Below are 14,824 nucleotides of genomic sequence, written 5' to 3' on the forward strand. Positions count from 1 at the left end.
AAGTTAAGAAATCAAAGCCTGTATTTATTAATAAATGTCACATTTTTAACTACTACTTGCATAAGTTAGGAAGGCAGAGAAATATATCTGTAGAGAAGATAAAACACCTTTGTCACAGATTTATTTAAACCTTCCCTATGAATCAACCTCTACAATTTGCTAGAAATAATAGCATATATCGCTTCTCTACAATTACCGCAACCTTGATAATTTTGATAGTTGCGGCTGTGTCTGGTCAAGCAAAAATTTACAGTGCTGTAGCACAAACACCAAATACGAGTAAAGTAACTCCAGCGCCAAACCGTAAGGCTGAAGCCGATAAGCTTGTAGAAACAGGAACTAAGCAACTTGATGAACATCAATATGAAGCGGCTTTGCAATCTTTTCAACAAGCACTAACTATTTATAGAGAAATTAAAGACCGTCAAGGAGAAGGTAAAGCATTACAAGGTTTAGGTAGTGCTTATGTCTTCTCAGATAATAATGATCAAGGGATTGAGTATTCTCAGCAAAGTTTAGCAATTGCCAGAGAAATTAAAGACCCGGTAATAGAAGGAAAATCTTTAAGTATTTTAGGCGTAGCCTACAAATCGTTAAAAGATTATACCAAATCTCTAGATTACCAACAGCAAGCGCTAGTCATTGCTAGACAAACTAAAAATGGTGAATTAGAAGCAGATATTTTGCGACGATTTGGTCATATCTACTATAGCCAAGAAAATTACCAAAAAGCGAATGACTACTATCAGCAAAGTTTTACAGTTGCAGAGCGGATTCATAAACCTGAATTAAAAATTATTGCACTAAACAGTTTGGCAGATAGCTATAAATCACTGAATAACTACCAGAAAGCTATTGAATACTATCAGAATAGCTTAGTAGTTGCACAGCAAATTAGCAATGGTTACTTAACAGCTTCTATCCTATTCGGTTTAGGTGATTGTTATAACTCAATCAAAGATTATCAAAATGCAATCATCTACTATCAGCAATCTATCAAAATTTCTCAAGCAATTAATCGGCGTGATGCTCAGTTATACACTCTTCGGGCTATAGGTAATATTTACTATAATTATCTCAAGGATTATCAAAAAGCCATTGATTATTATCAGCAAACTTTAGCGATCGCCAAAGAAATTAAAAATAGTGAATATCAATCTATCAGCCTGCAAGATATTGGTGATGTTTACAACTATAAGCTCAAAGATTACCAGCAAGCAATTAATTATTACCAACAAGCATTAGTACCTACGCGAGAGATAAAAAATAAGGATAGGGAATCCAGTATTTTATATAACATTGGCAAAGCTTACCAGGCTTTAAAAAATCAGCCAAAAGCCCTAGAGTACATTCAACAAAATACCAAACTTAATTTAGAAATAAACCAACTCAATTGTGAATCACGAGATATTTATTCTCTTGGTGCAGCTTATGCAGAGTTAGAAGAATATACTAAGGCAATTGATTATTATAACCAAGCATTGATAATTGAGCGAAAAAGTAACAAGCGTGATTGTGAGTTAAGTATTCTAAAATCTCTGGGTGACACCTATAATTCTCTTAAAGATTATCAAAAAGTAATTACTAATGCTCAACAGGCTTTGATAATTGCTAGAGAAATTAAAGACCGGGGAAGTGAATTTAAAATATTAGCTTACGGTTTGGGGAGGACATATAATTTCCTACAGGAATATGTTAAAGCAGTTGATTATTATCAGCAGAGTGTTGCTATAGTTCGTGAACTGAAAAAGCGCGATCAAGAGTCTGATTTATTGAATGATATCGGTAGTATTTACCATTATTCTCTCAAAGATTACCCAAAAGCTATTGAATACGACCAGCAAGCGCTAGCTGTTGCTCAAGAAATTAAAAATCGACCAGCACAACTCACATCTTTGAGAGGTCTTGGTCTCGCTAATTATAATTTACATAAATACCAAAAAGCAATTGAATACTATCAGCAAGCACTAGCTATTGCTCAAGAAATCCCAGATGTCAAAAATCAAGCGCTACTGCTGATAAATTTAGGTCAGGCTTTTAATAAAGCTCAAGAGGAAGCTAAAGCAATTAATTACTATCAGCAAGCTATTAAAATAGCGAGGGAGAGCAAAGACCGAGATTTAGAAGAACGTACCCTAATGCAAGTGGGAGCGGATTATTTTTTACAGGGAAACTTACCTCAAAGCATTGAATACAATCAGCAAGGCCTAGTAATAGCAAGGGAAACTAAAAATCGTGATGATGAGGGTAAGATTTTAATGCTTTTAGGTAGTGCCTACGGCTACATGGGTAATTTACCAAAGGGACTTGAGCTACTTCAGCAAGCATTATCTATTACTAAAGGAACTAAATTTGAAGGTTATGTTTTGGGAAATATTGCTTATATTTATATGGGACAGGGAGATTATCTCAAAGCCATTGACTTGAGTCAGAAATCCTTAGCAATTGCTAAAGGAGAAAATCCCTCAAAAAATGGACAGATCATTAAAGATCCTGATTTGGAAGGGTTGGCATTATTTGTTTTAGGTAATAGTTACTCTATAAAAGAAGATTATCAAAAAGCCATTGAGTTTCTACAACAAAGCTTGGCTATGGTGCGAGAGAGTAAAAACCGTTTTTTAGAATCGCAAGTTTTGGGTGCTTTAAGTCTTGCATATATAGATCTCCAAGAGTATCCGAAAGCAATTGATGTTGCCAAACAGGGTTTAGCTATTGCTCAAGAAATTAAAAATCCAATAGCAGATGTAGTGTCCTCCTTTCCGCTAGGTATTATTTACAATAATTTAGGAGACTATCAACAAGCAATTTCCTTTTACCAAAAAACGCTGACCAGTGCTCGCAAAACGCAAAATCATTTAGCTGAAGGTGTTGCGCTGCTAGCGTTAGGCGGTATTTATGATAACCAAGGAAATTCTCAAAAAGCACTTGAATTGGTGCAACAAGCAGCAACAGCATTTGAGGAAAGTAAAAGTCCTTTGTTAAAATCTGTGGCGCTAATAAATTTAAGTGGTGTTGATGAAAGCGTAAAAGATTATCCAAAAGCTATTACTACAGCCCAAGAAGCATTAACTATTGCAAGGAAGCTAAAAGACCGATCGCTAGAATATAGTGCTTTAAATCAACTTGGTTATATTGACCGCAAATCGGGGCAAATTCAACAGGCGATATCTTTATATGAAGAAGCGCTGAAAACAAATCCCACTCCCAATATTCCAGGGAGTGCTAGTGGTGCTTATACAGGTTTGGCTCGTGCTTATCGCAGTTTAAATCAGCCACATAAGGCTATTGAATATTATCAAAAAGCTGTTCGTGGAATAGAGGAAGTGCGACAAAAAATTCAAGGTTTACCGCCACAGTTGCAAACATCCTTCCTACAAGCTGGTGCTAAAGGTGAAACTGGAGCAGATATCTATCGCGAGTTTGCTGATTTATTACTTTCCCAAGGTAAGATAGCCGAGGCGCAGCAGGTATTAGATTTGCTGAAACTGCAAGAGGTGAAAGATTTTCTACATATTAGCCAGAAAAATACATCGCCACAAAGACCTACTGACCCCAATACAAATGCGATTCTGGAGAAAGCAGTGGCGTTGGGTAAAGAGTTAGACTCACTAGAAAAAATTCAACCTGCAAGTAAAAGAACAACTAGCCAACAGCAGCGAATTGTCGAATTGCGAAAATTACAAACAGATATTCGCAAACAGTTTGGTGAATTTCTCAAAGATCCAGAAGTAGAAAAATTGGTAGCAGAGTTACAACAAAGCACCGGAGGAGAAAATATCAACTTAGAAACTCAGGTAAAAACCATTCAAGATAGTCTACAAAGATTGGGTCAAGATGCAGTAATTCTTTATCCATTAGTTCTTCAAGACCGATTAGAATTAGTTTTAGCAACTCCTTACGCTCCTCCTATCCATCGCACAGTTGCAGTAACACAAGAACAACTCAACAAAGCGATTGAGAAATATCGCCGGGATTTACAAACTCCCACTAGTAATCCGAAAGCTGCTGCTGGTCAACTCTATGAATGGTTGATTAAACCTATAGAAAAAGACTTAGTTGCAGCTAAAACTAAAACTATTGTTTACGCCCCTGATGGCAAACTGCGTTACATACCTTTAGCCGCTTTATATGATGGGAAAGAATGGTTAGTACAACGCTTCCGCATCAATAATATTACTGCTCTGAGTCTGACCAATTTCACCACCAAACCACAATCACAATTGCAAGTTTTAGCAGCAGCGTTTGCTAATGCTCAACGTAGTGTCAATGTGAAAGTTGCTAACCAAGATTTTAACTTTCAAGGGTTACAATTTGCTGGGCGAGAAGTGGAAGGAATAGCAGCGACAATTGATAATACTAAAAAAGTGGTTGATGACCAATTTAACCCAGATATTGTTTATTCAATGAATGACTACAATATTATACATTTAGCCACCCATGCAGCCTTTGTGGCTGGTCAACCAGAAGATTCTTTTATTGTGTTTGGTAATGGTAAATATGCGACTCTACGCGATGTGCAAAATTGGAATTTACCTCATGTAGACTTATTTGTGTTGAGTGCTTGCGAAACTGGCTTAGGTGATAAGTTAGGTGATGGTAAAGAGATTTTGGGCTTTGGCTACCAAATTCAAAGAACAGGCGCTAGAGCTGCGATCGCTAGTTTATGGTCTGTTGATGATGGTGGTACCCAAAGTTTAATGAATAATTTTTATTCTGCATTGAAAAAGTCCAACACAACGAAAGCAGAAGCCTTGCAAGCAGCGCAAATAGCTTTAATTACCGGGAATTATCAGACTTCAGGTAAACAGCAAGATGTTGCAGGTAATCTCAGCCATCCTTATTATTGGGCACCGTTTATTCTCATTGGCAATGGATTATGATAATTAGCCCAGATTTATAGCACTGGTTGGTTTAGGAAAAAAGGGAAGAGGAACAACCTTTCCCCTTTCTACTAAAAAACAATTAATGTTTAAGCATGATTGAGGATGAGCGATCGCCTGTGTGCGGCTAGGGCGATCGCTTGTGGTAAAATTCGGTGTTCCTCAACTTGAATCCTGGCGTGGAGCGTTTCTGCGGTATCATTTGCTAACACTGGTACTGCTGCTTGGATGATAATAGGGCCGCTATCTACTTCTAAACATACTAAATGCACCGTACAACCAGTAATTTTTACCCCAGCGGCTAAAGCTTGTTCTACCGCATGAATACCCTTAAAACTTGGTAGCAAGCTGGGATGAATATTAATAATTCTGTCAGGAAAAGCATCAATTAATACTGGTGTTAATAGCCGCATCCAGCCAGCTAAAATTACCCAATCTACATCGTACTGCTGCAAAGTCTGTACAATTTGCCCATCAAACTTTTGACGATTTTTGCGATCGCGGTGATTCAACAATACCGCCTCTACACCCCGATTCGCCGCCCGCACAGCAGCCTTAGCATCAGGGTTGTTGTAAATTAAAACTTTAATTTGGGCGTTTAGCTGTCCGGCTGCAATAGCTTGAGCTACCGCCTCAAAATTGCTGCCATTTCCAGAAGCGAGAATGCCTAATTTTAAGGGAGTGCTGGTTTTTAAGACCTCACTAGAAATGTTGGGCGAAATTAAACTAGTCGTAGCAGTATCGATTGTAGAATTATGACTCATAATTGCGGGTTAATAAACTTGGTATTCTCCGGTAGCTTCGTGGTATCAGAAACTTTGGTGAATAGGGTTGCTGTCCCAGAGAAAGCTGTCGGTCGTGGTTTACCAGGGTCGGTATTATCTAATTGCAAGCGCAGTTGACCATCAGGTGTAAATTCAAAAATTGTCAGTACTGGTTGTTTTTCTTTAGCGACTATGACATTTAAATGCATTGGTTGGGCTGTAGGGTTGATCTGATATTGAAATTCCACAGCTACAGAAGTTTTTGTATCAGGCGACAGAACATATAATTTACCATCTGGCGAGAACATAAAAGTTAGCGTCACAGGTGATGAAGGGTCTTTAGTTTGCCATTCACCGATTAATTTTTGGGCAATGGGGTTTGTAGACTGTTCTGTAGGCGCTGGATTAGGGACTGGTGTTGGTATCGCCTGATTTGTCGGTGCTGGGTTAGGAATTGGCGATTTTGCAGGTTCAGCCAGCACAGCTGTATTGAGTGTCATCGATAATGCTATAAGTACGCTAGAGGTCAGCTTTGTGCTGGCGATCGCAAATTTGCCAAAGTAGGGGAAAATGTGAGGCATTCGTTTGAGCCAAATAGAATTGACAGGATCTTAGCAGTACCTCTGCGTCGAATCACACCCTACCGCATTCAACAGCCAAAACCGCTATGAAAACATCCCGTTCCTCTCAGATGCAACTGCTAGATAATGATACAGTTGCCGCCTGGGTTTTTCTCACACCCGCACTGATTTTACTAGGTCTGTTTATCATTTGGCCGATCGCCTATTTGTTTTATCTCAGTTTTACAGCTGGTAGTTTTACCTCAAAAGGTACTTATCTCGTCGGCTTCAAAAATTATTGGCGCTTGCTGTTCAATTCCGATTTTTGGCAAGTTTTGGCTAATACCGCTTATTTTACAATTGCCACGGTAATTCCCAGTTTAGTGATTCCTTTAGGGCTAGCAGTATTATTAAATCGTTCTTTAGCTTTGCGAGGCATCATCCGCAGCGCTTATTTTCTACCTTCAATTATTTCTCTTGTAGCCGCTGGCTTAGGATTTCGCTGGTTATTTCAAACCACTGGCCCCGTGAACGGATTTTTAAATATATTTGGTATTCCATCGATTCCTTGGCTAGGAGATACGTTTTGGGCTATGCCAGTAATTATTTTACTGAGTATTTGGAAACAACTGGGCTTTAATATGGTGGTGTTTTTAGCAGGGTTACAAGCCATTCCTCCCAGTCGTTACGAAGCTGCGGAATTAGATGGTGCAGATGGTTGGCAACAATTTTGGCATATTACTCTCCCCGGATTGCGACCAACTTTAATATTTGCGATTGTTACCACTGCTATTTTTACCTTGCGGAGTTTTGAGCAAGTTTACGTGATTACAGGCGGCGGGCCGCTAAATTCGACGAATTTGCTAGTTTATTACATCTATCAAGAAGCATTTGGTCAATTTGATTTTGGTTATGCAGCCGCAGCCGCAACGGTGTTACTAGCAGTAACTCTAGTTTTGGTGTATTTGCAATTGCGAACTTGGGGAGAGGAGTAGGTAATAGGGAATGGGTAATGGGTAATGGGTAATGGGTAATTGTTGTTTGGTGTTGGGTGTTTGGTGTTTGGTTTTTCCCCTGTCTCCCAATGCCCCATGCCCCATGCCCCATGCTCCACGTAAAACACAAGTTGATACAGCTGACAATCTGTCCCAGGATGTGTATCCTAGTTGAGGATTATTAACTAACTGCAATATTTAACGCATCTTGATATGGATAGAAAAACTAAACGCCTTTTAATGCTGGTTGTTTTCTGTAGTTTGAGTGGTGTTATTTTAGGCGGTACTACCAGTTGGGCAGAAAGTACTATGTGTTTGGAAGCCAAAACAGTTACTAGTGACTGCTTGACTCAAGATCCTATACAAAAAACTATACAAGGAATGAGTACTGGTTTAGTAGCCGGTGCTGGGGCAGCTTTTGGTGTAGCTTGGCAGTTACGTCAACAAGACTAAACAATTCGTAATTCGTAATTTGTAATTCGTAGTTAAAGCGGCTATTTTGGGATAATCAATCGCAAAATAGTCGCTTTGCATATACAGAGTTAGGTGTGTTATTCCGTAGGCTAACGCACCTTGAATACGCTTGGAATTGTAGATGATATGTCGGTGCGTTATGCTGTGCGACAGCACACTACTAAGTAATTACGAATTACGAATTAGTAATTATTCAAAGCGATAGTTGCGATCGCGCACCCATAAACTAATAGGTACAGCATTACCTTGAGGATCGACTTTGACTTTGACTACTATTGGTTGTCGTCTTCCCTCACGAGAGTTTAAAGCGCGAGAAATATCTCTACTAATCCGTTCTCTCTGTTCCTCTGGAATGTAGTATGTCTCTACGCCATAATTGACAACGCCATCCCGATATACGCCTTTTAGGGCGACCTGATCATTTGCTAGGTTTGTAGGTCGTTTTCCGCTAACTCTTATTGGCCTCCAAGCAGACGGAACACCACGACCAGAAAATTCTCTCTCTTCCAGAGTTACATACAAATTGGTTCCTTCTGCCAATTGTCTAGTTCTACCCCTATTTTGCCTTAGCAACTCCTGCCAGCCAGGTAGTCTTCTCAAAGTTGCAATCCGGGAGATGTTATAGTCTAAATTGATGGCGAAGTTTTGCCGCACATCATCAGGATCTACAGATGCGCTTTGCAAAATCACTGTTTTGCCTGCAACGTCTGTGTAAACAGCTTGGGTGGGTACTGCCATAATTAACCCTGTTTGAATTAACAGGGGAACCAGTAACCGCCAAAAAGGTAAGGGCTGGTTTGCTTTTTGTTCAGTAGCAATTAAATAATCCCGAAAAGTCAGCTTTCCAGAAAATTCAGCTTCGGGAGACCAACCTTGATTAGATTTATTTGATGATTTATTCGATTCAGAAGCGCTGGATTTATTTGATTCGGAGGCATTACTTTTCATGGGCGTAGTCCTGAAAGGAGAGGAAAATAACCGGGATTAGGACTTACGCAGAGACAGGCTAAGAGAATTTCAACTAAAAAGATATTCCATCACTATGCCAGCAGAGGAAGCGGAGGAAGCAGAGGAGAAAGAATTTGTTCCTCTGAAGGTGGGATCATTTATTTTCCGAAAATCCCTAACTACTCAAATATTAGGAATACACAGAGATCACATTCTACCGAATTCTTCGTAATTACGAATTATGAATTACGAATTACGAATTACTTTTTTTACTTTTTCCTTCAGATTGGCGACGTTCAAACCACAGTCCGGCGCTAATTAGTACAGAACCGCACATTACAAAAACCAGCGACTTGACTAGCAAGTCTGTATTGTACTCCCACACCCGACTGAGGACTTGTAAAGTTAACAATAGCATACCGCCCCAAAAGGAGGGTCTATCGTTAAGTTTCAATCCTTCTTGAATTAGTTTCCAAGATAAGATCACTAACAGAACGTTGAAGGCAAAAATTCCCAGTTCGCTAATGCGAGTAATACCTTGATGCCAAAAAGGTACTAAAGCCGTGATGCCAATAAATATCCCTATCAGGATCAGGTTGAAAACCATTTCTCGACGGGCGGGATTGTTGCGTTGACGCAGCAGAAATAACCATTGTAATACTGCCAAGCCACTAAGAATCCCGATATCGATGATGGGAAGACTTCTGAAGATGTTGCTGTTAGTAGTTGGCGGTATATAGCCATTTTCGGGAAATTCCCATTGCCAACGGAAGGACAAGATATAAAATGCAAAACCAAAACAGAATAAAGCGAGACTACGCGCTAGGGGTTGAAACAAGCGATAATTAATTGTGGGAAAGAGTAAGTCATCGTAACTCCACAATAAAGCTGGTGGGAGTGCAAAGGCAAAGGATGCTACCCACGGCGCAATATCAGTGTAAGTTAGTACTTGTAAAGGATTGAGGTTGAATTGCAAGGAACTTACAAAAGCAAAAACTGCTAATCCAAAAATCCACCGTGATCGGCAAAAATAGGCTAAGGGTACAAAAAATAGCCAGGATATCAAGGGCATATGTCGCACGATTAATCTTGCCCAAGTCCATTCGCCCTGAGTGTACCACCAGTCTCCGAGTCCACTCCAATAGCCAATGAGGACGAGGACAATGCCCAGAATACCCAAGGAATTTATGGATAGACTGTAAGCCATGACTACAACCCCAAATCCCCAAGCAATAAAGAGTTCCGCCGTGGAACCAGCAATATTGAAGACTTGAGCCATCAAGAGGATATTTGCGCCTAAAATAAAAGCGCCTAATATCAGTAAAGCCTCTCCTAATAAGCGTTTGCTGCGGTCAAGTTTTTTGCCTTCCGCTTTCTTAAGTGCAGGTTCTCGCCAAGTGTAAAAACCAGTGATAGTAACAGACAGAAACAAACTGATCATCAAGATAAACTTGACATCTCGTGACCATTCTTGCCAGTTGGCGGCGATAAAAATAATCACACCTAACACTAACAAGATACCGCCAACTGCGATCGCAATCATCCGCGAGCGATCGCGTGTTGCTGCTTCTATGTTGTTAAATTGATAACGGTCTGCTAACTGTTGATACTGCGAAGCACTAATTAGGCCTTCATCTCGCCATAGCTGTGCTTCTTTGCGTATTTTTCGCTGAAAATTATCGAATATCATGACCCTCGGTGGTGTAGTTTGGGGCTGGGGATTGGGGACTGGGGACTGGGGACTGGGAAGATAAAGGAAAATAAGTAACGCCAAACACCTAATACCAAACACCAAACACCAAATACCAAATGCCCAATGCCCATTTCAAATGACATGATGTTTTTCAGTATGCAGCTAAACCTTAGCTTGGCATTGTTCTTTCATAACAGTTTGATTTATCGATGGAAAAACCTTCAAATCTATTAATTAAACTTGCAAAGCGTTTGTTTGCAAACGTTGATATTCAAGAGAAATTTATTGAAGCACTGATTAATCCTCAACCTTTTCATCCCTGCATTCTATGGTGTCAATCAAGACCAAATATTTCACCTTTTTCTGTAGAAATACCAGCCACTTGGCAACCGGAATTTGTAGATAGATTACCTTTAGGAGAAAAGCCAGGTAAACATCCTCTACATGACCAAGGAGATTTTTATTGTCTGGATTTTTCTTCTGTATTTGCAGCTGCGCCTTTATTAACAATTACCCCATCGGTAAAGCTGATATTTGATATGTGTGCTGCACCAGGAGGCAAGAGTATCTTCGCGTGGAAAGCTTTACAACCTGAATTACTGATTAGTAATGAGGTAATTGGTAAACGTTTAGGAATGCTGATTTCTAATTTGAAACGTTGCCACATTAAGCCTAGCTTTGTAGTTAATCGAGATTCTAGTATCTTGGCTGAGACTATACCGTTATCTAGTAATTTGGTTTTAGTCGATGCTCCTTGTTCTGGGCAATCTTTACTCGCTAAAGGTGAAAAAGCACCAGGATGTTTTCACCCAACTAATATTAATAAATGTGCTAATCGTCAAAAACGGATTATAGCTAATTCTGCTCAAGTTGTAGCGCCTCAAGGGTATTTAGCTTATATGACTTGTACTTATTCTCCAGAAGAAAATGAGGAGGTGTGCGAATGGTTTTTACAGCGATTTCCTCAATTTAAGGCAATTAAAGTGAGTAATTTACAAAATTATCAATCGCATTTAACTGATATACCTTGTTATCGTCTGTTTCCGCAAGATAGGTTAGGAGCAGGAGCATTTACAGTATTGTTCAAAAATACAGAATTTGGTGATAGCAAGGAGGTAGATGACGAGATTCTTAATCAGCTTGGTTGTCGAGAAATTTTACCTGAATGAACATTAAGGAAATAGTCCCAATGAAACAAGTTTCACCGCCAATTATGAAAGTCTCAATGGGATTTTTACTCAGTACTCATCATACCAATTCAAATAATGTTGGCGACAGATAAATTCTTTGTAAGGGCACGGCATCTTCAATCTTTTGACATATCAAATATCTTACTGGTGCCGTGCCCCTACTCATCTGTCGCGTTCTTTTTTCAAAATGGTATCACTCATCACTTTCAAGTCAGGAGGTAGGAGGAATAACCAGAAATTGTATATGATTGGATTTGACAGGGACACCGTATTTTCTGTGATACGTTTATCAAAATATATTTTTTATTTTGTTAATCAATAAATTTATTAGGTGCGTTAGCTTTAGCGTAAAGCACCGATGGAAACGCTTTTCGTGCGTTACTTGCAAGTTTGAGAACGAGTCTATTAGTATCACCTTAGGGGTAAGCAAACTTACCATAGAGAAAATTGTAATTTTTTTTGACATTTGGGCTAGTTTCATATTTCAAAAATCAGGCTAGATTAAGACCAAAATCAGCAGATTAAGGTAAATATCATGAGTAATCAAAGGCCTGTTCTTGTAATTCCTGAATCGCAGCTATTGCAAATAATAAATTGGGGTGCGTTAGCAGGAATAGTGGCATTATTTGGCATCGCACTTCACGGTTGGTTAACATTGCCCGATACGATACCAGTCCATTTTGGCATTGATGGACGCGCTAACGGCTGGGGTAGCAAAAAAGTTATCTGGTTGCTACCAATTGTGGGTTTATTTATGTATGGAATGCTGACAGTGATCAACCGCTATCCCCATACTTTTAATTATGTGGTGAGAATTACGGAAGAAAATGCATTGAGACAATATCAAATTGCTTGCTCAATGATCATTTGGTTAAAGTTTGAATTAGTTTGGCTCTTTGCTTACATTGAATGGCAAATGTACAATCTCGCCACTACCGAAAATCCTACTTTAGGAATTTGGTTTGGCCCTGTGTCTGTAATATTAATATTTGCTACAGTCGCATATTGGTTAAGCCAGTCTTTGATGGCTCGTTGATAGCGAAGGCTAGCTAGACTGGTGCTAAAAGTTCTAATTGGCACTCAATATATGCCTGAGAATAGCGATCGCCATATTCCACAAAAATATCTAAAGCTTTTTGATAATTTTGGCGCGCCTGTGCTGTATCATGCATAGTCTGGGCAATCATCCCCAGGTTTTGATAAGTACGGGCTTGTTTATAGCGATCGCCATATTCTATATAAATATCCAAAGCTTGTTGATAATAGCTTTGCGCCCGTGTTAGATTCTGCATTTGTTGAGCAACTAGCCCCAAGTGTTGGTAGATATTGGCTTGCTCATAGCGATCGCTATGTTCGATGTAGATTTGTAACGCTTGTTGATAATAGCGTTGCGCTTCGACAAATTCCTGTGTTTTTAGGGCTACACTTGCCAAATCTTGATATATCTTAGCTTGCTCATCGCGATCGCCTTGGGCAATGTAGATGATCAAAGCTTGTTGATAATGTTGTTGCGCTGCTGCAAATTCCTGTGTTTTTTCGGCTATACCTGCCAAATTTTGATATATCAGTGCTTGGTGCTGGCGATCGCCATGTTCAATATAAATATCCAAAGCTTGTTGATAGTTACGTTGCGCTGGTGATAGCTCTTGTAATGCTTCGGCAACTACACCCAAATTGTAATAGGTGCTGGCGCAAGAATAGCGATCGCTATGTTCGATGTAGATTTGTAACGCTTGCTGATAATTGCGCTGGGCTTCGGTAAATTCCCGCAATTCTTGGGCAATTCTACCTAAATTGTAGTAGGTGCGGGCACAAGAATAGCGATCGCCATGTTCAACATAGATTTTTAACGCTTGTTGATAATAATTCTGTGCCTGTGACAATTCCCATGTTTGTTGAGCAATATTGCCCAATTGGTAATAGGTACGGGCTTGATGATAGCGATCGCTATTTTTGATGTAAATATGCAAAGCCTGTTGATAATTACTCTCTGCCTGTGCAAATTCTTGCATTTGCTGGGCGATTATCCCTAAATTATAGTAAGTGTTAGCTTGCCAAATTTGTTTCTGTATTTGCTTTTGGCTGTCTAAAGCACTGTATATTTGTAATGCTTTTGTGTAAGATTGTCTGGCTTGTGAATATTGTTTTTTTAACAGTTGCCAGCAACCTAGTTTTTGAATTGCTAAGGGTATTTGATAGCCTAATTCACTTTTAATAAATGCAGCCGGATATTTTTCTAAATTTTGACAGACTATTTCTGCTAACTTCTGGTTTGTTTGATTATCGTCAATCAAATCTAAGTATCTATCTAAGCAAAAATAAATACTAATACTTTCTTGAGTTTCCAAACATAATTGCAATGCTTTGTAAAGGTTTTCATATTGCCATTGGCAAAATAATCTCCCCTTTTCCCGCTCTTGGTAATCATGGGAATTTAGCAACTGGTAATATTTGTCTGCATACTTTAAATAGTGGTTTTTAAATGCCTCGTCTAACGCTTTATGCATTTGCTCGTTGAGGCTTTCTAACTTATGCTGCAAAAAGTAAGGAAATACAGGTTGGATAATCAGCAAATTAGCAAAAATATTATGATATTTTAACAATCCCCAGTCAATAGCTTCTTGAAGAGCAGCATCAATTTTTTTTAGAGAATATTTCTTAAGGAATTCTAAATTTTGTAATTCTCTAATGTAATTTACCAGTTCATTCCGGTCAATCAAACCCTTCAAGGGAGCTAAACACAATAGTAAGCTCTGTGTATCTGCAGATAAATCCTTGTGAGGATATTCTACACATTTAAAGATTGTTTTATTTTTATAATCGCTAAATTTGTTTAAATTTATATTAACATCCTGCCAATCTAGCCACATCTCCTGTGGCGATTGCTTGTGCCAATTCGCTAGCACTATTTGCTTTGCCAAAGGATAGGCCGCCAACAAATTCATCAACCGATGGACATCTGCATCTTTGCGAATCGCATCAAATCTGTTAATAGCTTGGTTTTGACGAATCCTACTGACTGACACGGCTAGAGACTCCCAAAATTTATAATTACATTCTGCAATTACTGTTTAATATATTCTCTATGGAATCGCTGATAATTTAAAAATATTTTCATATATTTTTAAATTATCAGTATACGATTCTTCTGCAATTTCCGTAGGTAGGTTGTGATACAAACTACAAATTTATAATTTTTAATCCAAGATTAAGAAAACCTGAACTGTATAATTTTAATTGAGCGCTATCTTATTTAAATTAATATTAACTACAGCTTTTTCTATAAGTTATGTGATAGTCGGAAAATCTGCTGACTCTAA

10 protein-coding genes are annotated in these 14,824 nt (G+C 38.8%); 5 read left to right on the top strand and 5 right to left on the bottom strand.

Translation table 11 applies throughout. From position 1 onward, the window contains the following. Positions 1–137 precede the first annotated feature (137 nt). A complete protein-coding gene (locus AACU25_RS11250; RefSeq protein ID WP_096575610.1) occupies positions 138–4,880 on the top strand; it encodes a tetratricopeptide repeat protein in 4,743 nt (1,580 codons plus the stop codon). Positions 4,881–4,969: 89 nt separating this feature from the next. On the opposite strand, the gene purN is transcribed toward AACU25_RS11250, so the two are convergent. Both purN and AACU25_RS11260 read right to left on the bottom strand, forming a co-directional pair. Beyond that, complete coding sequence (gene purN / locus AACU25_RS11255) at positions 4,970–5,644, bottom strand: phosphoribosylglycinamide formyltransferase (protein WP_096575612.1); 675 nt, start codon at positions 5,642–5,644, stop codon at positions 4,970–4,972. Continuing rightward, positions 5,641–6,225 (bottom strand): hypothetical protein, encoded by a 585-nt coding sequence (locus AACU25_RS11260; protein ID WP_096575614.1) that lies wholly within the window; start codon positions 6,223–6,225, stop codon positions 5,641–5,643. Before AACU25_RS11260 ends, purN begins: the two co-directional genes overlap by 4 nt. Positions 6,226–6,311: 86 nt before the next feature. Between AACU25_RS11260 and AACU25_RS11265 the strand changes: the two genes are divergently transcribed. Further along, complete coding sequence (locus tag AACU25_RS11265; protein ID WP_096575616.1) at positions 6,312–7,199, top strand: carbohydrate ABC transporter permease; 888 nt, start codon at positions 6,312–6,314, stop codon at positions 7,197–7,199. Between the two features lie 213 nt (positions 7,200–7,412). Further along, on the top strand, positions 7,413–7,652 hold the full coding sequence (locus tag AACU25_RS11270; RefSeq protein WP_045871573.1) for a hypothetical protein: 240 nt from the start codon (positions 7,413–7,415) through the stop codon (positions 7,650–7,652). A gap of 210 nt (positions 7,653–7,862) precedes the next feature. Here the strand turns inward: AACU25_RS11270 and AACU25_RS11275 are convergent, their stop codons facing one another. Further along, positions 7,863–8,621, bottom strand: coding sequence for a GDYXXLXY domain-containing protein (locus tag AACU25_RS11275; protein WP_096575618.1), 759 nt, complete (start codon positions 8,619–8,621; stop codon positions 7,863–7,865). Between the two features lie 253 nt (positions 8,622–8,874). Beyond that, complete coding sequence (locus AACU25_RS11280) at positions 8,875–10,311, bottom strand: DUF2157 domain-containing protein (RefSeq protein WP_096575620.1); 1,437 nt, start codon at positions 10,309–10,311, stop codon at positions 8,875–8,877. A gap of 212 nt (positions 10,312–10,523) precedes the next feature. Between AACU25_RS11280 and AACU25_RS11285 the strand changes: the two genes are divergently transcribed. Further along, the gene (locus tag AACU25_RS11285) at positions 10,524–11,483 is read left to right on the top strand and encodes an RsmB/NOP family class I SAM-dependent RNA methyltransferase (protein WP_096575622.1); all 960 of its coding nucleotides are present in this window, start codon (positions 10,524–10,526) and stop codon (positions 11,481–11,483) included. Between the two features lie 556 nt (positions 11,484–12,039). Further along, entirely contained in the window at positions 12,040–12,540 is a 501-nt protein-coding gene (locus AACU25_RS11290; RefSeq protein ID WP_096575624.1) for a DUF1648 domain-containing protein, read from the top strand. Between the two features lie 13 nt (positions 12,541–12,553). On the opposite strand, the gene AACU25_RS11295 is transcribed toward AACU25_RS11290, so the two are convergent. Then, positions 12,554–14,530, bottom strand: coding sequence for a tetratricopeptide repeat protein (locus AACU25_RS11295; protein ID WP_096575626.1), 1,977 nt, complete (start codon positions 14,528–14,530; stop codon positions 12,554–12,556). Positions 14,531–14,824 lie beyond the last annotated feature (294 nt).

It is taken from the genome of Tolypothrix tenuis PCC 7101, assembly GCF_963874875.1.
In the GTDB taxonomy this organism is placed as follows: Bacteria; Cyanobacteriota; Cyanobacteriia; order Cyanobacteriales; family Nostocaceae; genus Aulosira; species Aulosira tenue.

Bases quoted from the DNA above. Each gene is read 5' to 3' on its own strand.
- AACU25_RS11250 (WP_096575610.1), top strand. From the start codon at position 138: ATGAATCAACCTCTACAATTTGCTAGAAATAATAGCATATATCGCTTC.
- purN (WP_096575612.1), bottom strand. From the start codon at position 5,644: ATGAGTCATAATTCTACAATCGATACTGCTACGACTAGTTTAATTTCG.
- AACU25_RS11260 (WP_096575614.1), bottom strand. From the start codon at position 6,225: ATGCCTCACATTTTCCCCTACTTTGGCAAATTTGCGATCGCCAGCACA.
- AACU25_RS11265 (WP_096575616.1), top strand. From the start codon at position 6,312: ATGAAAACATCCCGTTCCTCTCAGATGCAACTGCTAGATAATGATACA.
- AACU25_RS11270 (WP_045871573.1), top strand. From the start codon at position 7,413: ATGGATAGAAAAACTAAACGCCTTTTAATGCTGGTTGTTTTCTGTAGT.
- AACU25_RS11275 (WP_096575618.1), bottom strand. From the start codon at position 8,621: ATGAAAAGTAATGCCTCCGAATCAAATAAATCCAGCGCTTCTGAATCG.
- AACU25_RS11280 (WP_096575620.1), bottom strand. From the start codon at position 10,311: ATGATATTCGATAATTTTCAGCGAAAAATACGCAAAGAAGCACAGCTA.
- AACU25_RS11285 (WP_096575622.1), top strand. From the start codon at position 10,524: ATGGAAAAACCTTCAAATCTATTAATTAAACTTGCAAAGCGTTTGTTT.
- AACU25_RS11290 (WP_096575624.1), top strand. From the start codon at position 12,040: ATGAGTAATCAAAGGCCTGTTCTTGTAATTCCTGAATCGCAGCTATTG.